This window comes from Rhizobium sp. USDA 3886, from assembly GCF_056279785.1.
Window position 1 is genome coordinate 2,473,507 of the sequence record NZ_JBWCDC010000001.1, and the last position, 22,842, is coordinate 2,496,348.

The window sequence follows — 22,842 nt, forward strand, 5'->3', positions numbered from 1 at the left end:
GTCTCATCTCCCTGGGTGGCAAACGACTTGCCTCAAATCTGGTCACGGCGGGGAGAGAAAGACCCCCGCCCAACCCTCCCCACAAGGGGAGGGAGCAGGATCAAAATGCCTCGGCGGGCAAAGTCATCATCGTCTCGGCGCCGGTTTCGATGCGGGCCTTGCGCAGCGCGGTTTCCGGCATGATGCGCTCCATGAAGAAGCGGGCGGTCACGAGCTTGCTCCGCAGATAGCTTTCGCGCGAGGTATCGCCCAAGGCAAGGCCGTCCTCGGCGGCTTTTGCCATTTTCGCCCACATGTAGCCGAGAACGACGAGGCCAAAGAGATGCATGTAGTCCGTCGAGCCGGCGCCGGCATTGTCGGGCTTTGCCATCGCATGCTGCATGAACCACATGGTCGCCGCCTGCACGTCGTTCAAGCCCTTCTTCAGGTTCTTGGTAAAGAAGGTCATCTTCTCGTCGTTGCGGTTCTCCTCGCAGAAATCGCCGATCTCCTTGAAGAGCGCCACGACGGCGCGGCCGCCGTTCAAGCCAAGCTTGCGGCCGACGAGGTCGAGCGCCTGGATGCCGTTGGCGCCTTCGTAGATCATGGCGATGCGGGCGTCGCGCACGTACTGGCTCATGCCGTGCTCTTCGATGTAGCCGTGGCCGCCGAAGACCTGCTGGGCCATGACGGCATGATCGAAGCCCTTGTCTGTCATCACGCCCTTCAGGATCGGGGTGACGAGGCCGAGAATATCGTCCGCCGTCTGGCGTTCGGCATCGTTCGCGGAGCGGTGGGCGATGTCCGACTTCAGCGCAGTCCAGAGCAGGAAGGCGCGGCCGGCCTCATTGAAGGCGCGGATTGTCATTAGCGTGCGGCGGATATCGGGATGGACGATGATCGGATCGGCTTGTCTATCCAGCGCCTTCGGGCCGGAAAGCGAACGGCCCTGGATGCGCTCGCGGGCGTAATTTACGGCGTTCTGATAGGCAATTTCCGAGATCGAGAGGCCCTGCAGGCCAACGCCGAGGCGGGCCTCGTTCATCATCACGAACATGGCGTTCAGGCCGCGGTTTTCCGCGCCGATCAGGAAGCCGGTCGCCTCGTCGTAGTTCATGACGCAGGTGGCGTTGCCGTGGATGCCCATCTTGTGCTCGATCGCGCCGCAGGAGACCGCATTGCGGTCACCCGGCATGCCGTCGTGCTTGACGAGGAATTTCGGGACGATGAAGAGCGAGATGCCTTTCGTTCCCTCGGGCGCACCCTCGATGCGGGCCAGCACTAGGTGGACGATATTGTCCGTCATGTTGTGCTCGCCGGCGGAGATGAAGATCTTCTGGCCGGAAATCTTGTAGCTGCCGTCGACCTGCGGCATGGCTTTGGTGCGTAGCAGACCGAGATCGGTGCCGCAATGCGGCTCGGTGAGGTTCATGGTGCCCGACCATTCGCCGGCAACCATTTTCGGCAGATAGGTCTGCTTCTGCTCATCCGAGCCATGGACAAAGATCGCAGCGATCGCGCCCTTGGGTCAGTCCGGGATACATCATCAGCGACATGTTGGCGGCGGAGGTATATTCGCCAACGGCACAGTGGAGCGTATAAGGCAGCCCCTGCCCGCCGAATTCTTCGGGGACCGCCAAGCCTACCCAACCGCCTTCGCAGTAGGTCTTGTAAGCTTCCTTGTAGCCCTTCGGGGTCGTGACCGAGCCGTCGTCCGCCCGCCTGCAGCCTTCCTGATCGCCGGAATAATTCAGCGGGAAGAGCACTTCCTCTGCCACCTTTGCCGCCTCGCTCAGAATGGCCTCGACCATATCCGGCGTCGCGTCGCCAAAGCCCGGCAGATTATTGTAGCGCTCGATAGCCAGCACGTCGTTCAGCACGAAGAGCGTGTCGTTAACCGGGGCCTTGTAGACTGGCATCGTTCGAATTCCTCCAATTCGGCAACCGGACGGGACCGGCATTTGAGAGTCTCTTACAAAATATTGACGTTTGCGTAAACGTCAAATTCTGCATTCGCGCAAATTTGTAGGAAAGAATCCACTACGCCTGTCGGGTGACCTGCGCTTGAAACGTCCTTCGACTGTCAAAACTCAGTAATGGACGAGGGAGGCTATCTAAATGACTAAGGTCAGCACGAATATCTGGTTCGAAAAGGACGCAAAGGACGCCGTCGAATTTTATGTCTCGATGGTGCCGAATTCTTCCATCCGGCGCACGACGGTGGTTCCCGCGGACACGCCGAGCGGGCCGGAGGGCAGTTGCAAGGTAATCGAGTTCAGGCTTGGCGACCAGGAATTCACGGCGCTGGAGGCCGGGCCGCTCGACCCGCTCAATCATTCCTTTTCAATCGTCGTCGCATGCGAGACGCAAGCCGAGATCGACCGGATGTGGGACGGCTTCCTGGAGAACGGCGGCGTGGGGGAGGCATGCGGCTGGCTGAAGGATCGCTGGGGGCTTTCCTGGCAGATCGTACCGCGCGTGCTCAGCGAGATGATGGCCGACCCGGACCGCGCCAAGGCGCGGCGCATGACCGAAGTCATGCTCAACATGGTCAGGCTCGATCTTGCGAAGCTGGAAGCGGCATTCCGCGGCTAAGCGGGATGCCGGATCCGCAGTTCCGCCTGCGGCGCTATCGAGCAAATTTCTTCGCGCCAGCGACGCAGGCGACCACGGCCAGCGTAACCGCAAACATGCCTGCACTTACCGTCTCATGCAGGAGCGCAGCGGCAAGTGCGAGGCTGAAGAAGGGCTGTAGCAATTGCAACTGGCCGACGGCTGCGATACCGCCGAGCGCAAGGCCGCGATACCAGAATATGAAGCCGATCAGCATGCTGAAAAGCGAGACGTAAGCAAGGCCGATCCATGACGTGCTCGCGGCATCCGGGAAGGACGGCGGCCTGACGGCGACAGACAGCACGAGCATGACCGGCAGTGAGAGAACCAGCGCCCAGGAGATCACCTGCCAGCCGCCCAGCTTGCGCGACAGCCGCCCGCCTTCGGCATAGCCCAGCCCGCAGACGACGATTGCCGCCAGCATCAAGAGATCGCCGACCGAGGATGCGGAGTCTTCTCGCATCAGCGCAAAACCGGCGACGATGGCGCTGCCGAGGCAGGAGAACAGCCAGAACACCGGACGCGGGCGCTCGCCGCCACGCAGCACGCCGAAGACGGCGGTCGCGAGCGGCAGCAGACCGATGAAAACCGTCGAGTGAGCCGAGGTGATATGCTTCAGCGCAAATGCGGTGAGGAGCGGAAAGCCGATGACCACGCCGACCGACACGACCGCGAGCGAGAGAAGATCGGCGCGGCCGGGGCGCTTTTCGCGAAAGGCGAGCAGCAGGCAAAGGGCAAGGATGCCTGCAATCGCGGCGCGGGCGACGGTAAGGAACAGCGGATCGAAATTTGCGACCGCCACGCGCGTCGCCGGAAGCGATCCGCTGAAGATCAGCACGCCCAGAAAACCATTGATCCAGCCGCCTGTCTTATCCATCGTCATGCTCCTTAGCTGCTGCCGCTATGAACCGAAGGGCATGGCGGCGCCAGCGACAATGCTGTACAGTTTTGACAAACTGTTATGGATACGGATGCAGTACAGATGGAACAAACGGTCAAGGGAGCGGAGGGCGGCAAGCGCATTGAAGCGGTGATGGCGGAAATCCGCAGCCGGATCACAGCTCGCAGGCTCGTGCCGGGGTCACGCCTGCCTTCGGTGCGCGCCTTCGCGAAGACGATGCAGGTCTCGCCTTCGACCGTCGTGGAGGCCTATGAGCGGCTGGCCGCCGAAGGCCTGATCCGTTCGCGGCCGGGTTCCGGCTTTTATGTTTCCAGTCCGCTGGCGCCGCTTACGCTTTCCGAGATCGGGCCGAAGCTCGATCGGGCGATCGATCCATTGTGGGTCTACCGGCAGTCGTTGGAAGACGGCCCCGAACTACTGAAACCCGGATGCGGTTGGCTGCCGGCGAGCTGGATGCCAGAAGCGGCAATACGGAAAGCGCTTCGTGCCATCTCCCGCGGCGAAGGACGCGTGCTCGCAGACTATGGAACGCCGCTCGGACTGCCACCGCTCAGGCAACTGCTCTCGCGCCGCATGGGCGAGCGCGGCATTGCAGCGGCTCCCGACCACATCATTCTTACAGAATCGGGCACGCAGGCAATCGACCTCCTGTGCCGCTTTCTGATCGAGCCCGGTGATGCCGTATTGGTGGACGACCCGTGCTACTTCAATTTCCATGCACTGCTGCGCGCTCACCGGGCCAATGCCATCGGCGTTCCGATGACGCCCGACGGGCCGGATATCGAGGCATTCGCGCGGGCAATCGATGAGCACCGGCCGCGGCTCTACATCACCAACTCATCAATCCATAACCCGACAGGCGCGACGTGTTCACCGGTTGTGGCACACCGCCTTCTGAAGCTTGCCGAGCGTGCGGGGCTAACAATCATCGAGGACGATATCTTCGCCGACCTTGAGCACGAACCCGCGCCTCGTCTTGCCGCCTTCGACGGGCTGGAGCGCGTGGTCCATATCGGCAGCTTCTCCAAGACGCTTTCCGCTTCTGTCCGTTGCGGCTTCATCGCCGCGAGGCCGGAGTGGATCGAGCCGCTCACCGATCTCAAGATGGCGACAAGCATCGGCGGCGGGCGGCTCTCATCCGAACTGATCCTGCTGCTCCTCAAGGACGGCAGTTATCGCAAGCATCTCGATGCACTGCGCGTTCGTCTCTCAAAGGCCATGGACGAGACGGCTGCGCAGCTCGCGCCGCTCGGCATCACGCCATGGATAAGGCCGCAGGCCGGCATATTTCTCTGGTGCAGGTTGCCGGACGGCATAGACGCTGCCGATATTGCGCAAGCCTGCCTTGCCGACAACATCGTTTTAGCCCCAGGCAATGCCTTCAGCCTGTCGCAGACAGCACGCGGCTTCCTTCGTTTCAATGTGGCGCAATCGGCCGATCCGAGGATTTTCCGATCGCTGGAAAGGGCGTTGAACAATGCGGCGTGCGGCGCGGGCCGCTGACTCGGCAACCACTGGCCGAAAGCAGCGTTTGCTTCTACGGGCGAACAGGCTACATTTCGCTGGCTAACCGAAGAGAGCCCTGGGAGGAGCGATTTCATGAGACGAATGTGGCCTGAGGAGTTCAATTCCATCCTGAGCGGTGCAGAGGAAGTGACATTGACGTTGCCGGCGGTCATCCATGAGGACGGATCGCGCAGCGAGGCGGTCAGCAGGCAGGCTTTGAAAATCCGCATTCCGATGGAGGATTACGAGCGCATCTGGCCATTGGCGGAAGCACGCTACCGGCTCAGCGGAAAATTTGCCGGCAAGGCGATCACGCTGATCACCACCAATCCGCATTACCATGCCTGGCACCCGGCTGACGGCGGCAGCGTCGAGAACACCTCCGATAGCGGCAGGCACTACACGACGAATTACATCGTCGCGCATTTTCTGCTCGACGATGTACGGGAGACGGCGGCGGCCTGAGCCCCTTATGCTTCGTCCAGAGCGAGCGCCAGATCGGCGATCAGATCATCCGGGTGCTCGATGCCGATCGACAGCCGGATGGTCGATTCCAGAACGCCGATGCGCTGGCGCACATCTGCCGGCACACCGGAATGGGTCATCGCAGCCGGATGGCTGGCGAGCGATTCCGTGCCGCCAAGGCTGACGGCAAGCTTGAAGATCTTCAACGCGTTCAGGAACTTGAACGAGGCCGGCTGGCCGCCATTGATATCGAATGAGAATGTGGAGCCGGCGCCGGTGCACTGCGCGGCAAAGGTGCGGCCGACCGGCGATTCCGGATCGTGGTACGGCAGATAGTGGATCTTCTCGACCTTCGGGTGGTCGCGGAGGAAGTCCGCGACGGCGCGCGCATTGCTGTTTGCCCGCTCCATGCGGATCTGCAGCGTTTCCAGCGAACGGCCGAGCATCCAACAGGAATGCGGATCGAGTTGCGTGCCGATCGAGCCGCGCAGCGCCTTCACCTGTTTGACAATCGCCTTGGGACCGAGGACGGCGCCGGCGATGAGGTCCGAATGGCCGCCGACATATTTGGTCAGCGAATAGAGCGAGATATCCGCGCCGTGTTCGATCGGTCGCTGGAAGACCGGGCCGAGCAGCGTGTTGTCGCAGACGACGATCGGCGTGTGGCCTTGCGTCTTTCCGACCGCATCGGCGATGCGGCGGATCATGGCGACATCGACGAGGCTGTTCGTCGGGTTGGCGGGCGTTTCGACGAGGATGACCGAGACGCGGCCTTTCGACACGGCCTCGTCAGCGGCGGCTCTGACCGAAGCCTCGCTGACGCCATCGGCGAATCCGACGGTAGCAACGTCGAGATTGTGGAAGGTCTTCGCCAGCAGCGTTTCGGTGCCGCCATAAAGCGGCTGCGAATGAAGGATCGCATCGCCGGGCCGGACGAAGGCAAGCAGCGTGGTTGCGATCGCCGCCATGCCTGACGAGAAGAGCGCGCCGCTTTCCGTCCGCTCATAGACGGCGAGCCTGTCTTCGACGATCTCGCTGTTCGGGTGGTTGAAGCGCGAGTAGACGAGGCCTGCACCCTTGCCTTCCGGCGGTTCGCGGCGGCCCGACACATAGTCGAAGAAATCGCGCCCATCCTCTGCGGTGTTGAAGACGAAGGTCGAGGTCAGGAAGACCGGCGGCTTGACCGCGCCTTCGGAAAGCTCCGGATCGTAACCGTAGTTCAACATCAGCGTTTCCGGATGCAGCGCGTGATTGCCGATATGGGTTCTCGAAGGATGCGGCGCGGTCATGACGGTCTCCTCGGCCGATGGATTGGAACTGAAACGGCAAATTATATCAAATGCGAAGGCACGTTCCTGTTATTTGGCGCAGGAGGATGTCTTTGGAAGCGACTCCCGCGGAGCAATGCGAAATATGGTGCAGACGATTGCCGCTGAGACCGACCGGCCAGCCTGGTGATGAAACCCATCGGGAAACGGCGCATTCGGCCCGAAATCTGTGCCGGATTATTCAAACGTTAAAAAAATATCGCGGAAATTAACGGCTTGTTTACCACGTTTCGTGAAAGGTGCGGAGTGAGCAGTGGTGATCCGCATTCCTTTTTCAAGTTTCGCGTTTACTTGGAGTGCCGCTACGCCGTTCAAGTTGAGAAAAGTCTAATCAACTGCTCTCCGGTGAACGGTCTCTCAAGCCAATTGCCTGGCCCTGACGGGGGTCCGAGCAGACGAAGCGAGCAGGAAGATGAACGGATCGCGATCCAATATCCCCCGGCATCCCGACAGGGCATCGCTCGATGCGCTGAACCGCACGATCGAGGGGTTAGAGGCGCGCATCGAAGGGCTGATGGGCAAGGGCAACCGCGAACCGAGGCAGCAGCCCGCCGCGCCCGAGCGCGAAAGCTACAGCAGACCCTACGAACCGAGACAGCCTTATGCGCCGGCGGAAACCCGGCCCGATCCGCTTGCAGAAATCCGCGAGCGCCAGCGCACGCTCGACGCCGGCCGTGAACGGCCAGCCTACCATGAACCGGCGCCGGTTTCGCGCATGCCGGCACCGCAGGCTGCACCTGTCTATGGCACGTTGCCCGACACGATGACCGAGATCGCCCAGGCTCTTGTCAACCTACGCCAGGACCTGAAGCGCGACATTTCGGAGGGTGTGGCACGCGAGATGAATGCGCTGCGCACGGAACTGCGCGAGATCAAGACGAGCGCGCAGGACGGACGTTTCGCCGACGACATCCGCGAAGACATGAGCCGGTTGGCCCAGAGCATCAACCAGCTCTCCAGCCATTCCGCGGGGCCTGAGGCTGCGGGTCTGCGCAGCGAATTCGAAGAGCTGCGGTCGCTGATGGACGGGCTCGCCCGCGAAGATTCCATCCGCCACATGGAACGCCGCTGGGACGGCTTCGAGAACCAGCTGCATGCGCTGGATACGGCAGGCCTGCAGGAAGAGTTGGTCTCGCTCGCCTACCGGCTCGACGACATCAAGCGCCACATCGGCGGCATGGGCGAAAGTCCGGCGGTGCGCGCGCTGGAAGACAAGTTGATCTCGATCGCGACCGCGATGGAACAGTTCGGCAGCATGATCCAGCCGCATGACCGCGCCATGGCCGAGCAGTTTGCCGCGATGGATACGCGCCTTGACGAAATCAGCCGTGCGATCGCGGCAAGCGGCCGAAGTGCTGCAAGCGGCGACCCGGCGCTGATGCATCGCCTCGAAGGCCGGCTGAATGCGCTGGCCGAACAGATCGACATGGTGGGCCGAAGCGCGGAAAGCCGCGCCCTACCCGCCGAAGGCCTCGCCGACCGGCTGGAAATGCTGACGCTGCGCGTCGAGGAACTGGCCAATACAAAAGCGACGGCACGGCTCGACGAGCGGCTCGAGCAGCTTTCCTTCATGCTCGAGCGCGCCCAGAAGGCGGTTCCGCAGGCAGATCTCAACGGCACGCTCACAGACATCTCCCGCAAGATCGACGCGTTGGAGAGCGGCGCGGTCAACGACGTACTGGCGGAGCGGCTGGATTATCTCGCTCGCCGTATCGACCAGATGGAAGTCCAGCCTTTGACCGCTGCGGCTGCCGATGATGGTGCGTTCCGCCGCATCGAGGGACGGCTCAGCGACATCGCGGCACGCCTTGAGGAAAGCACGGCCGCACCTGCGACGGATTCGCGAGCACTCAAGAACCTCGAAGACCAGATCGCCAACCTCTCGGCGCTGATGAACACGCCGCGCGCGGGTGACGGCATTCCGGTCGAGCTCGACCGCCGCATGGGCGCGCTCGAAGACTACATGGCGACCAGCGACGAATACATCATCGAGGCGGCCCGTCAGGCAGCCGAAGCCGTCGTCGAGGCCTATTCCCGCAATGGCGGTTTGCAGGCCGGCACGGTCCCAGCCGCCGACATGTCGGCGCTGAATGCGCTCGCCGAAGATCTGCGACAACTGGAAGAGCTCAGCCGCAGCAGCGAGGATCGCACACACAAGACCTTCCAGGCGCTGCACGAGACGCTGGTCCAGATTGCCGAACGCCTTGACGACATGGACACCCGCAGCCGGCCAGCGGCCCGCATGCCGGCCGCCAGTGCCGATTTCGAGATCGATCCTTACGCACTGGTCCCCGCCGGCGCCGAGGAAACCGAAACGCAAGCCGTGTTCGGCCAGAAGGGTGCCTCGCCGCTGATGCGTGCGGCGGATTCCGTCAGCGAGCCTGTGGTTCCCACAGCCGAGACGAGCGCGATTGCGATCGAAGCCGCGACCAAACCCGCTCCGGCCGCAGGGCCAGTGAAGGGGAGCCTGCTTGCGGCCCTCGGCAAGCGGCTGATTCCGGGCAAAAGGCAGGAGAAGGCGAAGGTTGTCGAGCGGACCGTCATCGATCCCGCGCCGTCGATCGATCCAGTCGATCTTATGCCCAGCGACGAAGCGTCGAACGAGCCGCTGGAGCCGGGCTCGGGCGCACCGGATGTGAAGAAGATCCTGGAGCGGGTGCGCGCCAGCCAGGCGGCGGCCCGCAACAATCCAAAGCCGGCAACGGAGAACGAGCGCGCCGACTATATCGCCGCCGCCCGCCGTGCGGCTCAGGCGGCCGCCATGGAAGCCGATCCAAGGGCGCAGCCAGTCAAAGCCGAGAAGAAATCCAAGGCGCCGAAGCCTGCCGGCGGCGCCAGCGCCTTCAGCCGCTTCCGCCGTCCACTCCTGCTCGCTGCCGGCGCCGTGCTGCTCGCCATCATGGCCTTCCCGCTCGCCCGCACGCTGACGAGCGGCGAACAGGCGCCTCCGGCCGAAGTCTCGGTGCTTTCGGATGCCGCGCAGAACCCCGTTGCAGCCGACAGTTCGGCCATGCCCGAACAGAGTGTGGAAGCAACGGCAGCCGGTATTCCGGCAGAATCCACGGAACCCGAGGCCATGGCACAGCCCATAGCCGAGACGGCGCAAGCCACGACCGAGGCCGTGCAGCCTGCGCCGACCGATCGCCTGACCGACACCGTACCGCTTGACGGTGAAGGCGCTTCGACGCTGATGCCGGGGGGACCGGCGCAGGATGCGGCTGCGTTCGCACCCAATGATGCTCCGGCTTCCGCAAACGTCACGCCAGCGGCACCTTCCATCTCCGTGCCGGGCACCATTCAGCCGCAGGCGCTTGCCGATGCCGCCCGCCACGGCGATCCACTCGCACTCTTCGAGATCGGCGCACGCTACACGGAAGGCCGCAACGGCCTGACGGCCGACCAGGCGCAGGCTGCCAACTGGTATCAGTTTGCAGCCGACGAGGGCTTTGCTCCGGCGCAGTACCGCCTCGGCAGCATGTACGAGAAGGGGACCGGTGTTACGCGCGACATCGGCAAGGCCAAGGCCTTCTACGAGCAGGCCGCCAATCAGGGCAATGCCAGCGCCATGCACAATCTGGCCGTGCTCTACGCCTCCGGCGCGCTCGGCGAGCAGGATTATGCGGCCGCGGCAAACTGGTTCACGAAGGCTGCCAATCTCGGCATCACCGACAGCCAGTTCAATCTCGCCATCCTTTGCGCCCGCGGCAACGGTGTGGCCCAGGACCTCGGCGAAAGCTACAAGTGGTTCGCCGTCGCCGCTGAGGGCGGCGACAAGGATGCAGGCGCCAAGCGCGACGAAGTGGCAAAGGCCATGAAGCCCGCCGATCTCGAAAAAGCCCGTGCTGCAGCGGGCGCCTGGAAGCCGCAGCCTCTCGACAATAAGGCGAACGGCATCGAAATTCCGGATGGCTGGGCGGGCAACGGCACGAAGACCTCGACCGTTGACATGAAGAAGGCGATCCGCAACATCCAGGCAATCCTCAACCACAGCGGCTTCGACGCCGGGACGCCGGACGGCGAGATGGGCGCGAAGACGACGGCGGCGATCAAGAGCTTCCAGAAATCGATCGGCCAGGAGCCGAGCGGCAGAATCAACGACGACACGGTAAAGGCGCTCCTGGAGCGCAACGCCAAGAACACGACCAAGGCTTGACGGAAGAACAAGGAAAGCATTCGATCCCGACTGTGGTCAGAGCACCGCCTTTTCTTCCGTCAGCTCACAAAGTGATGATCGAGAGCCATGGCCAACGAGCGAGATACTCGTCACATTTCCGCCTGAACAAATCCGGCTGAGGATTGAGTGGGTTCATTCGCAGAATGCCGTGCCACATGTCGTCGAGCTTGTCCGGTGCGTAGAGACCGCGGTCCTCGATGCGTATTCCAATCCGCGTGCATAAGGTAAGATAGCGGTCGATACCGTCTTCGACGTTCTTCAGGAACGGATATGGCTTCCCGAATTTCTCTGAGTACCACAGGTGAACGCGAGCCTGGTTCTTGATCTCGACCTTTTCCGAGAGTTCGCCCAGCAATTCCCTGGCACGGCGGATGACCATGTCCTCCGCTTCCCAGGAGAGGTCACGGTCGTCGAAGTAAAAAACATCGTAATCCTTGATGCCAAATTGCGCATCATTCCCGCTTTTGAGATTCCAGACGGTCTGGACGAGGCACCCGGCAGTCAGCATGCACTGCGGTAGCTGCAGAGCGGACAGCTCCTCCAGCAACTGGACGTTAATAGGATTCTCTCTGACGTAAGCGAAGAACTGCTGCTCGGTGATCGACAAAGTTGCTCTCCTTGCGATCAGGTTGGGATTGCCTTGGTTCTCGACGTCAACGACCCTCCGATAGTCGCCCACCTTCCTTGTGGCATACTATCTATACCGCAATTTTGAACGGCCTTTTTGCGTCCGCCGCAAAAGGGTCGTTTTGCTTGTGGAATTTCCCGGCGTGATTGATCACCGATGGGGGATTCGTGAATATTCGGCGGGCTGACGTGCCCTATTTCAGCCAATGGGAAACGCCGGAGATGACGCTGCCGGTCGTGGCGGAGGGTTCTGCTGCGCTCATGCGCGATCCGCTGTGGCGGCATTCCGGCGCGGAGACGATCGAGGAATATGCCCGCTGGGCCATCAATGTCTGCGGCATGGCCTGCCTGAAGATGATCCTTGCCGCGCGCGGCGAAATCCATCCGACGCTCGAGCTTGCCCGCGGCTGCACGGCCTATGGCGGCTATGTCGTCAACGAAGCCGAAGCCTCGATCAAGGGACTGATCTATGCGCCTTTCGTCAAGTTCGTCACCGAACGTTTCGGGTTGGGTGCGGAGACAAAGACGAATGTCGATACGGCCTCCATTCCCGAACTCCTTTCGACGCGGCAGTTCTTCATCGCCTCCGTGCATCATGCAATCCGCTGGCCGGAGCGCGCGCCGCCGTCCAAAGGTGGCCACCTCGTTCTGGTAACGGCCGCCTCGCCCGAGACCATCCGCTTTCACAATCCGTCAGGACACAATCCGGAAAGCCAGGCGCATGTGACGCTGCCGCTTGCCGTCTTCGACCGCTTCTTCGCCAACCGCGGCATCGCCGTCGGCTTCTAAGTCTTTTCAACGACAAGTCATCCCGGAGACACTTACATGATCGATGCATCGAACCGACTGCGGATTGCCGTGCTATTCGGCGGGCGCTCGACCGAGCACGATGTCTCTGTGCTTTCGGCGACGAACGTGATGCGTGTGCTGGGACCTCAAAAATACGATGCCATTCCGGTGTTCGTTACCCGCGAAGGACAATGGCTGTTGAGCAGCTTCGAGGATGGAACGCTTGCGAAACCCGAAAAAGGGACCGAGGTCTGCCTCGTACCGGGCGGACGCGGGCGTGTGTTCGCAATTCCTGCTGGCGGATCGGCTTACGAACTGCCCACGATCGACATCCTCTTTCCGGTCCTTCACGGCCTGCATGGTGAGGACGGCTCGGTGCAGGGCCTTGCGGAGGTTGCCCGCGTGCCACTCGCCGGCTGCGGCATTCTCGGATCGGCGACTGCGCTGGACAAAGACATCGCCAAACAACTGCTAAAGGCGGCCGGGGTGCCGGTCGCGCGCTCGATGACGATCCATGAGGGTACAGAACCTTCCCTCGCCGCACTGGAAAGCGAACTCGGCCTCCCGCTCTTCATCAAGCCGGCGCGGCAGGGCTCGTCGGTCGGCGTCAGGAAGATCCATGCCAGCCAGGAATTCGAGGGGGCACTGACCGAAGGCTTCAAGCACGATCGCAAGCTGCTGGCGGAGGAATTCGTTCGCGGGCGCGAGATCGAATTCAGCGTGCTGGAGGATACGGCGAGCAACCTCTTCGTCTCGCGGCCGGGCGAGATCGTGCCGGCGGAAAGTCATGGCTTCTATAGCTACGATGCGAAATACATCGACGAGGACGGCGCTGCGCTGAAGGTGCCGGCCGAACTGCCGCCGGAGGTCGAGGCTGGCATGCGGGATATGGCCGCAAGGGCTTTCAGGGCCGTCGGCTGCGACAGCATGGCGCGCATCGACTTTTTCCTGACGCCGGACATGCAATTCCTGGTCAACGAGATCAACACCATCCCCGGCTTCACCGATATCAGCATGTATTCCAAGGCAATGGCGGCAAGTGGCGTCAGCTACGCCGAGATCATAGACCGGCTCGTGGCGCATGGGCTGGCACGCGCCGGTCGATGACGATGCGGTAGCCCGTCAAGCATGGCTCTCGACCAGCCTTGCAAGCTGCTCGATAACCGAGGCCCAGCCATCGTAGAAGCCCATTTCGAACGGCTCCGAGACGTCGCTGATGCTAGCCAGGCCCTCGCCCAAGCGGCCAAGCACGGCACGGCGCGTCGGGTCCGCGAGCGCCAGAAAGATACCGCTTAGCTGTTCTGAATACTGATCAATAAGGCGAAGTATCATGGGGGAAACACTTAGCGCAGGAGCTAAGTGTTTCCCGGCGAAGAAACTCCTCGCGCCGTCGTCACAAAATCTGAAAAAAGCCAAATTAATCGGAACTTATCGCTCGCGTCATGCGCGGATCGCGTGTCGTTTATCGAAAGCCTCTGGCAACGATTTCACCGTATGATACGCCATTCGAACGGTACGCAAGACGCCTGCCCGGCGGGGCAGTTCATAATTCGGGGTCGGCTGTGACAATCTATCTGCCCATAGCAGAATTGTCGGTGAACATCTTCATCATCCTCGGCATGGGTGCGGCCGTCGGCTTCCTGTCCGGCATGTTCGGCGTCGGCGGCGGGTTTCTGATCACGCCACTGCTCATCTTCTACAACATTCCGCCCGTGGTCGCCGTCGCGACCGGCGCGAACCAGGTGGTCGCCTCCTCGATCTCCGGTGCGATTACGCATTTCAGGCGCGGGACGCTGGACGTGAAGCTTGGGACCGTACTGCTTGTCGGCGGTCTTACAGGCGCGACGATCGGCATCTGGATCTTTTCGCTGTTGCGGCGGGTCGGCCAGCTCGATCTCATCATCTCGCTGATGTACGTTATCTTCCTCGGCACGGTGGGCGGGCTGATGCTGCTTGAAAGCATCAACGCCATGCGGCGCGCCGCCAAGAACGTGCCGCCGACACCGCGCCGGCCCGGGCATCATCACTGGGTCCACCGCCTGCCGCTCAAGGTGCGGTTCAAGAAGTCAAAGATTTTCCTCAGCGTCATCCCGATCGTTGCGCTCGGATTCGGGATCGGAATCCTGACTTCCATCATGGGCGTCGGCGGCGGCTTCATCATGGTGCCGGCGATGATTTACCTGCTGCGTATCCCGACCAATGTCGTGGTCGGTACATCGCTGTTCCAGATCATCTTCGTGACCGCCTACACCACCGTGGTGCAGGCCGCGACGAACTTCTCCGTCGATATCGTGTTAGCCTTCATCTTAATGGTGGCCGGCGTCGTCGGTGCGCAATACGGCGTGCGCGTCGGCCAGAAACTGCGCGGCGAACAATTGCGGGCGCTGCTGGGGCTGCTCGTTCTCGCTGTCGGCATCCGCCTTGCGGTCGCGCTGGTCGTGACGCCCGCCGACGTCTATTCCGTCGTGATGGGGGCGTATTGATGAGACGGTTGCGCCTTTGCCTTTTCGGTTTCTTCTGTCTGCTGCCGGGGCTTGCCGCCGCGCAGATGCTGCTGCCGGGGCAGAACTCCGAAGAAGGGCGCGAGGGGCTGGAGATCGGCACCTCCAGCAGCGAAATCGCCATCACCTCCGATTTCCGCGGCGCGGATCTGACGATCTTCGGGGCGCTGACCAATACCGACAACCTGCTGCTTGCCGTCGGCCAGTACGACGTCGTCGTCGTCCTGGAAGGGCCGCGCGAGGATGCGACAGTGCGCAAAAAGCAACGCGTCTTCGGCATCTGGATCAATACCGATTCGATGACCTTCGAGGGCGTACCGCATTCCTATTCGATGTCGAGCTCGCGCTCGATCGACGATGTCGTGACGCCGCTCGACGTCGCCGACCAGGGGATCGGCATCGACCATATCCCGCTGACCCCCGTCGGCTTCGTTGGAGACGGCAGCAGCCTCGGCGAGTTCCGCACTGCTTTCCGTCGGCTGCAGCAGACCGGCGGGCTCTACGAACGCGACCCGACCGGCGTGCGCTTCGTCAGTTCCAATCTTTTCAAGGCAAGCCTCCGCCTGCCGGCCAACATCCCGAACGGCGTGCACACGGTGCGCGCCTATCTCTTCAAGAGCGGCATGTTCATAACGCAGAAATCGGTGCCGCTACGCGTCATCAAGACTGGCATCGAACAAATGATCACCGACGCAGCCCATGAGCAGCCGATCCCCTACGGCATGTTCGCCGTCTTCCTGGCGATCGTGACCGGCTGGAGCGCCAGCATCGTCTTCCGCAAGGATTGATCAGGCGGACTTCTTCTTTTTCGCGACGACATCGAGATAGGCCTCGGTCAGGCGGCCGAGCACCGAGAGCGTTCCGGGCGGCAACTCTTTGCCGAGGTGCTTTGCCCGCAATTCGTCCATGAAATCTTCCCAAAGCTGCGGGCCGCCATTTTCCAGCAGTTCGGCACGAATGGAAAGCTCTTCCGACACCGGCAGATGCTTGCGGCCCCAGGCACCCATATGGGCGAAGAGCGGAACGAGATCGATCGCCATTTCGGTGAGGCTATAGATTGCCTTCTGCTTGTGCGTGGGGTCGTCTGCCCTGGTCAGCAAGCCCTTGTCCACGAGGCGGCGCAGGCGGTCGGCAAGGATGTTCGATGCTATGCCCTCCTCCGAATTCTGCAACAGCTCGCGGAAATGACGGCGGTTGCCGAACATGATGTCGCGGATGACGATCAGGCTCCAACGGTCGCCGAGGATTTCCAGCGTCAGATTGATCGGGCAGCCGGAGCGGTGAAGGTCGTTCATTTTCATCTCCAAAAAACCACTTGCATTTTGCCATCAGTTTATCTAGCTTTCAACCGATTGCTATTTGCAACCAGTTTTGATCGTGATATGCCTAAACAAGCAGATGGAGGAAATGGACATGAGAAAGCTTGTGATCTGGAATCTGATGACGCTCGACGGCTACTTCGAAGGCACGAAGCCGTGGGATATCGACTTCCACAATCTGGTCTGGGGACCGGAACTGCAGAAATATTCCGAACAATTGGGTGAGGAAGGCGACCTGCTCGTCTTCGGCCGGAAGACCTACGAGGGCATGGCCGCCTACTGGCCGACGGCGGAAGAGGACGGCAGGATCAAGGACTACATGAATAACATCCCGAAGATCGCGGTGTCGCGGACGATGACGGAGCCGGGCTGGAACAATGCCCGCGTTGTCAGCGATCCGGTTTCCGAGCTTCAAAAACTCAAGAAGGAGGACGGCAAGACGATCTTCATCTTCGGTAGCGCCGAACTCTGCGACTCGATGCTGAAGGTCGGTCTCGTCGACGAGATCCGCATCTGCCTGGTGCCGGTGATCCTCGGCGCCGGCAATCCGCATTTCAAGGCGACGAAAGAACAACTGCCGCTGAAGCTGCTGGAGGCAACGCCGTTGAAGACTGGCGGAGTGATCCTGCGTTACGAGCCGGTCAAGGCGGCGTGACGCCGGCATTCGCGACAGTTTGATGCAGATCAAGGTGTTAGGCTGATTCCTCCGTCAACATGTGAGCGTTGAAGGAGGAACCAGTCTATGCACAAACACATTCTCATCCCGACCGAGGGTTCGCAGCTTTCCACCGATGCGCTTGAAAAGGCTCTTGCCTTTGCGAAGGAGATCGGCGCCAAGGCAACGGTCCTGACCGTTGTCGAACCGTTCCATATCTTTTCCACGAATATCGATCAGCTCGAATCCACGCGCGAAAACTATGACCGTCACAGCAAGGAAGCGGCAGACCGGATCCTGGCGGATGCCGGCGCCCGGGCCAGGACGCATGGCGTCGATTGCGACACGACCCAGGTGACCAGTCACGAACCGGCGAAGGCGATTATCGATACGGCCGCGCAGCGCGGCTGCGACCTGATCGCCATGGCATCGCACGGACGCGAAGGCTTCACCGCATTCATGGTCGGCAGCGTGACGATGAAGGTGCTCGCCCATTCGAAGACCCCGGTTCTGGTCTACCGGTGATCGGATCAAGCGCCTGCGGCGGCGGGGGCAAGCTTCGACGCGATGTGCAAGTTCACCTTTGACTAAAAACCGAGTGTTAAGATTTACGAGTTAGTAATCTCTCGAAACGAGAGGTTCTGTTTTGCGTACCCGTAGTCTTCTCGCCCCGGTGCTTCTGGCGCTTGCAGCCGGCTGCGCGACGGCACCTAGCCAGACCAGAGACATCTGCGCCGTCTTCGACCAGCGGAACGGTTTCTTCAGCAATTGGGAGCGCGAGGCCGAGCGGGCCCAGAAGAAATACGGCGTGCCGGTTCCGATCCTGATGGCGACGATGTATGTGGAATCCGGCTTCCAGCCGAATGCCCGTCCGCCGCGCACGAAACTTTTCGGCTTCATTCCCTGGACGCGCCCTTCGACTGCCTACGGTTATTCGCAGGCGCTCGACGGCACCTGGGACCACTATCAGTCGGCGACCGGCAATTGGGCTGCGCGACGCACCAACTTTGCCGACGCGATCGACTTCATCGGCTGGTACCATTACAGCAACAGCCAGGCGACGGGCATCCAGCTCAACGACGCCTACAGCCTTTATATCGCTTACTATTCGGGACCGGCAGGCTACAGACGCGGCGACTGGCGCTCGAATGCGCAGTTGCAGAAGACGGCGCGAAGATTTGCGAACATGGCGGCGACCTATCAGCAGCAGTTGCAAGGGTGTGATTGAGGGTTTTCCGTCTCCCCAGCGGGGAGACGGTGGCCTGAAGGGTCGGATGAGGGGGCGGGCACGGCAAACTCGTCTTCGCTCTCCGCTCACAGGCTCGCTCCTTCCTCGCTCACCCCTTCATCTGTCCTGACGGACATCTTCTGCCTGCTGGGGAGAAGAGAGAACCGGTGCTACCCCCGCAAATTCCCGTATCTTATCGAATAAATCCGATCCCGCCCCAGCAGATGAGCGACCAAGGACGGCCTGTCGAACAGGCCCGTCATCGCCTTGTGGCCGAGGTCCAGTCCGCCGGCCATGACGCCGAAGGCGGGCATGAGGAGGCGGGCGCCGTCGGTGGCGAAGCAGGGGCGGCGAACGGCTTTCTCCCGGCGGCGGACGGTGGCGGCGGGGTGCAGGTGGCCGGCGATTTCGCCTTGCTGCAGGCCGCCCCTTGGCTCATGACGGAAGGTTAGGTTGCCGTAATGCATCTCATCGACCGAAGAGCCGGGCAGATCGACCGTGCCGTCAGGGTCGTGATTGCCGTTGATCCATATCCATTCGCGGCCGCGGGCCATGTCGACGATCAGGGTGCGGGAGTTTTCCGGCAGATGCGCCGAGCCGACACGGTCGTGAAAATTATCGCCGAGCGAGACGACGAGCTTCGGATTGTAGCGCGCGATGACGGCGGAGAGGACGGTGAGCGTCGCCAGCGTGTCGTAGGGCGGCAGCAGCATGCCGCGGCGGGCGAAGGCCGCACCCTTTTCGAGATGCAGGTCGGAAACCACGAGGATGCCGGCATCCGGCAGATAGAGCGCGCCGAGCGGATCGCAGACGGCCGCGACGCCATGAACAGCGGTCTCGACGCCGGGCATCGGGACCAATCCGTTCAATTCGCATGCAAGCGCCAGGCGGTTCATCATTCTCGTCTATCCTGCGTTATCAAGCCAGCGCTTCAGCGATCAGATCGCCGGCCGCTTCGGCGAGCACCGCATCGTGGGCCTCGCCGTGAACGGGCTCCTTGCCGATCTCCAGCATCACCGGTACGGCGAGCGGGGAAATGTGATCCAGCGCGCGATGCGTGATGTGACCCTTGATTCGTCTCAGCATATCGCCAAGCCGGGAAATATCCAAAAGGCCGCTCGCGGCGTCCTGGCGCGTCGCCTGCAGCAGAATGTGGTCCGGCTCGTGGCTGCGCAACACGTCGTAGATCAGATCGGCGGACACCGTCACCTGCCTTCCGGTCTTTTCCTTGCCTGGGTGGCGGCGCTCGATCAAGCCTGCAATCACGGCGCAATTGCGGAAAGTGCGCTTCAACAGGAAGGATTCGTCGAGCCAGGCTTCGAGATCGTCGCCGAGCATGTCCTCATCGAAGAGGTCGGAAAGGCTGAGACGGCCGTTCCGGATCATCAGGCCCATGTCCTCCAGTCCCCAGATGCCGAGCGAATAGTCTGTGGCGACGAAGCCGAGCGGCTTGGCGCCGGCCCGCTCCAGGCGGCGGGTGAGCAGCATGCCGAGCGTCTGATGCGCGAGGCGGCCCTCGAATGGATAAGCGACCATATAGTCGCGGCTGCCGCGCGGAAAAGTCTCGATCAGCAGTTCGTCGCGCTTCGGGAGCATCGACTTGTCCTTTTGCAGCGACAACCAGTCACGCACCTGATCCGGCAAGCGATGCCAACGGTCGGGATCGGCGAGCATGGAGCGCACCTGATCGGCAAGATAGGTCGAGAGCGGAAACTTGCCGCCGGCATAGGAGGGGATTTTCGGATCGAAGGAGAAGGCCTGGGAGACAAGCGCTTCGTTTTCCCGGATGCCTTCGAAGCGGAGCACCTTGCCGGAGAAGATGAAGGTGTCGCCCGGTGAAAGCTGTTCGAGGAAATATTCCTCGACCTTTCCAAGGGTGCCGCCGCCGCGGCCGATCTTGCCTGTCTCGCCGCGCTTCACCATCCGGATATTGAGCATCGGGCTTTCGACGATCGTGCCGAGATTCAAGCGGTACTGCTGGGCGACACGCGGATTGGAGACGCGCCAGAGCCCGTCCTTCGTCTTGCGGATCCGGGCGTAGCGCTCGTAGGTGCGCAGCGCATAGCCGCCGGTCGCGACGAAATCGACGATCTGCTCGAAGGTTTCCCAGGAGAGATCGGCATAGGGAGAGGCGCTGGTAATCTCGCCGTACAGCTCCAGCATGTCGAAAGGCTCGGCGCAGGCCATGCCGAGGACGTGTTGGGCGAGCGCATCGAGCGCGCCCTTGCCGATGGGCGGAGTGTCCTGCGCTCCGATATAATTGGCGTCGAGGGCTGCCTGACACTCCATGACCTCGAAACGGTTGGCGGGAACGAGGATCGCCTTGGAGGGCTCGTCCATGCGGTGATTGGCTCGGCCGATGCGCTGGGCAAGGCGCGAGGCGCCCTTCGGCGCGCCGACATGGATGACGAGGTCGACGTCACCCCAGTCGATCCCGAGATCGAGCGTCGAGGTGGCAACGACAGCCCGCAGCCTGTTGGCGGCCATGGCCGCCTCCACCTTGCGGCGCTGGGCGACATCGAGCGAGCCGTGATGCAGCGCGATTGGCAGGTTCTCCTCGTTCACCGTCCAGAGTTCCTGGAAGAGCATTTCAGCCTGCGATCGCGTGTTGACGAAAAGCAGCGTCGTCTGGTGCTCAGTCAGCTGCCTGTAGATATCGGGGATGGCGTATCTGGCGGAATGGCCGGACCAGGGGATATGCTCCTCCGTCGTAAGGATCGAGATATCCGGTTTGGCGCCGCCTTCGACGGTCACCAGGCCGGCGTGCCGTTCCCTGCCCTCCTCCTGCGCAACCAGCCATTTCTGCAGGTCCATGGGCTCGGCGACAGTGGCGGAGAGGCCAATGGTCCTGAGCTCGGGCACGAGGCGGCGCAGCCGGGCAAGGCCGAGGGACAGCATATGGCCGCGTTTCGACGTGACGAGCGAATGCAGCTCGTCGAAAACGACATATCTCAGGTCTTTGAAGAAGCGTTCCGCCTCCCTGTTGGCGAGCAGCAGCGCCACCTGCTCCGGCGTCGTCAGCAGGATATCGGGCGGATTGAGCCTCTGGCGCTGGCGCTTGGCGTTCGGCGTGTCGCCGGTGCGGTTCTCGACGGTGACCGGCAGGCCCATCTCACCGACCGGCTTCATGAGGTTGCGTTCGATATCGACGGCGAGTGCCTTCAGCGGCGAGACGTAGAGCGTGTGGATGCCCGTAAAGGCGGAGCCCGGCAGGCGTTTGCCGCGGCGCGTGAGATCGGTCAGCGCCGGCAGGAAACCGGCGAGCGTTTTTCCGGCGCCGGTCGGCGCGATCAGCAGCGTGCTTTCGCCTGCTTCGGCGCGGGCCAGCAATTCCAGCTGATGGGCGCGGGGCCGCCAGCCCTTTTCCGCGAACCAGCGGATGAAGGGGGCGGGCAAGGCGGCGCGGGCTTCGGAATCGATCTGGTCCACGGGACAAAGGTAGTGAAACCGACGTGAAAGAGAAGAGCGGCCGCGCCTCACATGGCGATATAGCGGTCCTTGCGATGGTTGATGGCGAGCGTGAGGTTCAGCACCATGGCGCCGAGCACCGAGCAGGCGATAATGAAGGGGCTGGCGACGAAGAAGGAAAGTGCCAGAATGAGGCCATCGAAACCGAGCTGCACGATGCCCGCACGCCAACCGAAGCGATCCTGGATGTAAAGCGCCAGGATGCCGATGCCGCCGAGGCTTGCGCGATGGCGGAAAAGCGCCAGCATGCCGGCGCCGATGACAAGACCGCCGAAGAGCGCACCGGCGACCGGATCGACATGCGAGAGGCCGAGGAAGCGCGGGGCGATCTCCGACAGTGCAGAAGTGAGCGCGATCGCCATAAAGGTCTTGACCGTGAAGGCAGGCCCGAGGCGGCGGAAGGCGAGATAATAGAACGGCAGGTTCACACCAAAGAAGCAGAGGCCGAAACCCCAGCCTGTCGCATAGTGCAGCAGGAATGCCATGCCTGCGGTGCCGCCTGCCAGAAGGCCGGCGCTGGAGAGAAGCGAGACGCCGAGCACGGCAAGCATGCTGCCCGCTACAAGCCCCTGCGTGTCATCGAAAAGCGAGTGTCTGTCCGGCGACGAGTTCAGAAGTCCGGCGAAAGCGGCTTTTGCTGCCATTGTTTTCCCCTTGGTATTTTCGGTTGTTCTATCTTGCCTTTCGGCCTTGGCAAGCAGGATTTCGTTCGGCTGTTGACTCATCGATTAATCATGGATATTTTTTATCCACGAATTGAAGAGGACTCCCGCATGAAAATGGGTGACGGCGTCGAACAGGCGATCCACAGCGTCGCGATGCTTTCCGGGCTTTCAGAAGGCGGCGTGCTGTCGGCGGCTGCGATCGCGGAGTTTCACGGTGTTTCGACGAGCTATCTGCTGAAGCACCTGCAGGCGCTGTCCGGCGTGGGCATTCTCGACACGGTGCCGGGGCCGAAGGGCGGGTATAAGCTCGCGAAAGAACCCGAAGACATTTCCCTGCTCGATATCGTGCTCGCTGTCGAAGGGCCAGAACCGGCTTTCCGCTGTGCCGAAGTCCGCCAGCGCGGGCCAAACCCGCTGCCGCAGCGCTATTTCACCAAGCCCTGCCAGATCAACGCTGCGATGCAGAAAGCCGAGCGCGCCTACCGCGCCGAACTCGCCAAGACCAGCATCGCCGACATCCTGACGGCTCTCTCTGCCGCAGACGACGGCGGGATCGCCGGACGCGGCTGCGCATTCCTTGAGACCCACGAACGCAAGACGGCTCGCTGAGCCATACCTAAAGGA

General features: G+C 62.0%; 20 protein-coding genes and 1 pseudogene. 12 read left to right on the forward strand and 9 right to left on the reverse strand.

Translation table 11 applies throughout. The annotated features are described in order from the left end of the window. Nucleotides 1-100 precede the first annotated feature (100 nt). A pseudogene (locus tag ACZ9BX_RS12695) lies at nucleotides 101-1,898 on the reverse strand (acyl-CoA dehydrogenase C-terminal domain-containing protein). 199 nt (nucleotides 1,899-2,097) lie between these two features. Between ACZ9BX_RS12695 and ACZ9BX_RS12700 the strand changes: the two are divergent. Beyond that, entirely contained in the window at nucleotides 2,098-2,574 is a 477-nt protein-coding gene (locus ACZ9BX_RS12700; protein WP_476218296.1) for a VOC family protein, read from the forward strand. A gap of 34 nt (nucleotides 2,575-2,608) precedes the next feature. Here the strand turns inward: ACZ9BX_RS12700 and ACZ9BX_RS12705 are convergent, their stop codons facing one another. Then, nucleotides 2,609-3,469 (reverse strand): DMT family transporter, encoded by an 861-nt coding sequence (locus tag ACZ9BX_RS12705; RefSeq protein ID WP_476218298.1) that lies wholly within the window; start codon nucleotides 3,467-3,469, stop codon nucleotides 2,609-2,611. Between the two features lie 105 nt (nucleotides 3,470-3,574). Between ACZ9BX_RS12705 and ACZ9BX_RS12710 the strand changes: the two genes are divergently transcribed. Both ACZ9BX_RS12710 and ACZ9BX_RS12715 read left to right on the forward strand, forming a co-directional pair. Next, nucleotides 3,575-4,996: an aminotransferase-like domain-containing protein gene (locus ACZ9BX_RS12710; protein WP_476218300.1), complete on the forward strand. Its 1,422-nt coding sequence runs from the start codon at nucleotides 3,575-3,577 to the stop codon at nucleotides 4,994-4,996. Between the two features lie 96 nt (nucleotides 4,997-5,092). Continuing rightward, entirely contained in the window at nucleotides 5,093-5,464 is a 372-nt protein-coding gene (locus tag ACZ9BX_RS12715; protein ID WP_476218302.1) for a hypothetical protein, read from the forward strand. 5 nt (nucleotides 5,465-5,469) lie between these two features. Here ACZ9BX_RS12715 and ACZ9BX_RS12720 read toward each other — a convergent pair whose 3' ends face one another. Further along, nucleotides 5,470-6,753: a cystathionine gamma-synthase family protein gene (locus ACZ9BX_RS12720; protein WP_132560178.1), complete on the reverse strand. Its 1,284-nt coding sequence runs from the start codon at nucleotides 6,751-6,753 to the stop codon at nucleotides 5,470-5,472. Nucleotides 6,754-7,204: 451 nt separating this feature from the next. Here ACZ9BX_RS12720 and ACZ9BX_RS12725 point away from each other — a divergent pair, with 451 nt between their 5' ends. Further along, nucleotides 7,205-10,945, forward strand: a complete 3,741-nt coding sequence (locus tag ACZ9BX_RS12725; protein WP_476218305.1) for a peptidoglycan-binding protein — start codon at nucleotides 7,205-7,207, stop codon at nucleotides 10,943-10,945. A 64-nt stretch (nucleotides 10,946-11,009) separates the two neighbouring features. Here ACZ9BX_RS12725 and ACZ9BX_RS12730 read toward each other — a convergent pair whose 3' ends face one another. Beyond that, nucleotides 11,010-11,573: a nucleotidyltransferase family protein gene (locus ACZ9BX_RS12730; protein ID WP_476218307.1), complete on the reverse strand. Its 564-nt coding sequence runs from the start codon at nucleotides 11,571-11,573 to the stop codon at nucleotides 11,010-11,012. Nucleotides 11,574-11,767: 194 nt separating this feature from the next. Here ACZ9BX_RS12730 and ACZ9BX_RS12735 point away from each other — a divergent pair, with 194 nt between their 5' ends. Then, on the forward strand, nucleotides 11,768-12,382 hold the full coding sequence (locus ACZ9BX_RS12735) for a C39 family peptidase (protein ID WP_476219991.1): 615 nt from the start codon (nucleotides 11,768-11,770) through the stop codon (nucleotides 12,380-12,382). 36 nt (nucleotides 12,383-12,418) lie between these two features. After that, nucleotides 12,419-13,489 carry a D-alanine--D-alanine ligase family protein gene (locus ACZ9BX_RS12740; RefSeq protein ID WP_476218309.1) on the forward strand — a complete coding sequence of 357 codons (1,071 nt, stop codon included), beginning with the start codon at nucleotides 12,419-12,421 and terminating at the stop codon, nucleotides 13,487-13,489. Between the two features lie 15 nt (nucleotides 13,490-13,504). Here the strand turns inward: ACZ9BX_RS12740 and ACZ9BX_RS12745 are convergent, their stop codons facing one another. Beyond that, the gene (locus ACZ9BX_RS12745; protein WP_476218311.1) at nucleotides 13,505-13,714 is read right to left on the reverse strand and encodes a hypothetical protein; all 210 of its coding nucleotides are present in this window, start codon (nucleotides 13,712-13,714) and stop codon (nucleotides 13,505-13,507) included. 230 nt (nucleotides 13,715-13,944) lie between these two features. Here ACZ9BX_RS12745 and ACZ9BX_RS12750 point away from each other — a divergent pair, with 230 nt between their 5' ends. Together ACZ9BX_RS12750 and ACZ9BX_RS12755 are read left to right on the forward strand one after the other, a co-directional pair. Next, nucleotides 13,945-14,865 carry a sulfite exporter TauE/SafE family protein gene (locus tag ACZ9BX_RS12750; protein ID WP_132560188.1) on the forward strand — a complete coding sequence of 307 codons (921 nt, stop codon included), beginning with the start codon at nucleotides 13,945-13,947 and terminating at the stop codon, nucleotides 14,863-14,865. Then, the gene (locus tag ACZ9BX_RS12755) at nucleotides 14,865-15,671 is read left to right on the forward strand and encodes a TIGR02186 family protein (RefSeq protein ID WP_476218313.1); all 807 of its coding nucleotides are present in this window, start codon (nucleotides 14,865-14,867) and stop codon (nucleotides 15,669-15,671) included. Before ACZ9BX_RS12750 ends, ACZ9BX_RS12755 begins: the two co-directional genes overlap by 1 nt. On the opposite strand, the gene ACZ9BX_RS12760 is transcribed toward ACZ9BX_RS12755, so the two are convergent. Next, complete coding sequence (locus ACZ9BX_RS12760) at nucleotides 15,672-16,178, reverse strand: winged helix-turn-helix transcriptional regulator (protein WP_476218315.1); 507 nt, start codon at nucleotides 16,176-16,178, stop codon at nucleotides 15,672-15,674. 118 nt (nucleotides 16,179-16,296) lie between these two features. Here ACZ9BX_RS12760 and ACZ9BX_RS12765 point away from each other — a divergent pair, with 118 nt between their 5' ends. The 3 genes from ACZ9BX_RS12765 to ACZ9BX_RS12775 all read left to right on the forward strand — a co-directional run bounded on the left by ACZ9BX_RS12765 (nucleotide 16,297) and on the right by ACZ9BX_RS12775 (nucleotide 18,085). Next, nucleotides 16,297-16,857 carry a dihydrofolate reductase family protein gene (locus ACZ9BX_RS12765; RefSeq protein WP_476218316.1) on the forward strand — a complete coding sequence of 187 codons (561 nt, stop codon included), beginning with the start codon at nucleotides 16,297-16,299 and terminating at the stop codon, nucleotides 16,855-16,857. Between the two features lie 87 nt (nucleotides 16,858-16,944). After that, entirely contained in the window at nucleotides 16,945-17,382 is a 438-nt protein-coding gene (locus tag ACZ9BX_RS12770; protein WP_086996817.1) for a universal stress protein, read from the forward strand. Between the two features lie 121 nt (nucleotides 17,383-17,503). Continuing rightward, the gene (locus ACZ9BX_RS12775) at nucleotides 17,504-18,085 is read left to right on the forward strand and encodes a transglycosylase SLT domain-containing protein (protein WP_476218319.1); all 582 of its coding nucleotides are present in this window, start codon (nucleotides 17,504-17,506) and stop codon (nucleotides 18,083-18,085) included. Between the two features lie 170 nt (nucleotides 18,086-18,255). On the opposite strand, the gene pdeM is transcribed toward ACZ9BX_RS12775, so the two are convergent. Genes pdeM through ACZ9BX_RS12790 form a run of 3 tightly spaced genes read right to left on the reverse strand, consistent with a single transcriptional unit; the run spans nucleotide 18,256 to nucleotide 22,197 of the window. Next, complete coding sequence (gene pdeM, locus ACZ9BX_RS12780; RefSeq protein WP_476218321.1) at nucleotides 18,256-18,984, reverse strand: ligase-associated DNA damage response endonuclease PdeM; 729 nt, start codon at nucleotides 18,982-18,984, stop codon at nucleotides 18,256-18,258. Nucleotides 18,985-19,003: 19 nt separating this feature from the next. After that, nucleotides 19,004-21,514 (reverse strand): ligase-associated DNA damage response DEXH box helicase, encoded by a 2,511-nt coding sequence (locus ACZ9BX_RS12785; protein WP_476218323.1) that lies wholly within the window; start codon nucleotides 21,512-21,514, stop codon nucleotides 19,004-19,006. A 47-nt stretch (nucleotides 21,515-21,561) separates the two neighbouring features. Then, a complete protein-coding gene (locus ACZ9BX_RS12790) occupies nucleotides 21,562-22,197 on the reverse strand; it encodes a YitT family protein (RefSeq protein ID WP_132560196.1) in 636 nt (211 codons plus the stop codon). 129 nt (nucleotides 22,198-22,326) lie between these two features. Between ACZ9BX_RS12790 and ACZ9BX_RS12795 the strand changes: the two genes are divergently transcribed. Next, nucleotides 22,327-22,827: an RrF2 family transcriptional regulator gene (locus tag ACZ9BX_RS12795; RefSeq protein WP_476218325.1), complete on the forward strand. Its 501-nt coding sequence runs from the start codon at nucleotides 22,327-22,329 to the stop codon at nucleotides 22,825-22,827. Nucleotides 22,828-22,842 lie beyond the last annotated feature (15 nt).

Excerpts from the sequence above, each read along its gene's own strand:
- ACZ9BX_RS12700 (WP_476218296.1), top strand. The coding sequence starts at position 2,098 with ATGACTAAGGTCAGCACGAATATCTGGTTCGAAAAGGACGCAAAGGAC.
- ACZ9BX_RS12705 (WP_476218298.1), bottom strand. The coding sequence starts at position 3,469 with ATGGATAAGACAGGCGGCTGGATCAATGGTTTTCTGGGCGTGCTGATC.
- ACZ9BX_RS12710 (WP_476218300.1), top strand. The coding sequence starts at position 3,575 with ATGGAACAAACGGTCAAGGGAGCGGAGGGCGGCAAGCGCATTGAAGCG.
- ACZ9BX_RS12715 (WP_476218302.1), top strand. The coding sequence starts at position 5,093 with ATGAGACGAATGTGGCCTGAGGAGTTCAATTCCATCCTGAGCGGTGCA.
- ACZ9BX_RS12720 (WP_132560178.1), bottom strand. The coding sequence starts at position 6,753 with ATGACCGCGCCGCATCCTTCGAGAACCCATATCGGCAATCACGCGCTG.
- ACZ9BX_RS12725 (WP_476218305.1), top strand. The coding sequence starts at position 7,205 with ATGAACGGATCGCGATCCAATATCCCCCGGCATCCCGACAGGGCATCG.
- ACZ9BX_RS12740 (WP_476218309.1), top strand. The coding sequence starts at position 12,419 with ATGATCGATGCATCGAACCGACTGCGGATTGCCGTGCTATTCGGCGGG.
- ACZ9BX_RS12745 (WP_476218311.1), bottom strand. The coding sequence starts at position 13,714 with ATGATACTTCGCCTTATTGATCAGTATTCAGAACAGCTAAGCGGTATC.
- ACZ9BX_RS12755 (WP_476218313.1), top strand. The coding sequence starts at position 14,865 with ATGAGACGGTTGCGCCTTTGCCTTTTCGGTTTCTTCTGTCTGCTGCCG.
- ACZ9BX_RS12760 (WP_476218315.1), bottom strand. The coding sequence starts at position 16,178 with ATGAACGACCTTCACCGCTCCGGCTGCCCGATCAATCTGACGCTGGAA.
- ACZ9BX_RS12765 (WP_476218316.1), top strand. The coding sequence starts at position 16,297 with ATGAGAAAGCTTGTGATCTGGAATCTGATGACGCTCGACGGCTACTTC.
- ACZ9BX_RS12770 (WP_086996817.1), top strand. The coding sequence starts at position 16,945 with ATGCACAAACACATTCTCATCCCGACCGAGGGTTCGCAGCTTTCCACC.
- pdeM (WP_476218321.1), bottom strand. The coding sequence starts at position 18,984 with ATGATGAACCGCCTGGCGCTTGCATGCGAATTGAACGGATTGGTCCCG.
- ACZ9BX_RS12790 (WP_132560196.1), bottom strand. The coding sequence starts at position 22,197 with ATGGCAGCAAAAGCCGCTTTCGCCGGACTTCTGAACTCGTCGCCGGAC.
- ACZ9BX_RS12795 (WP_476218325.1), top strand. The coding sequence starts at position 22,327 with ATGAAAATGGGTGACGGCGTCGAACAGGCGATCCACAGCGTCGCGATG.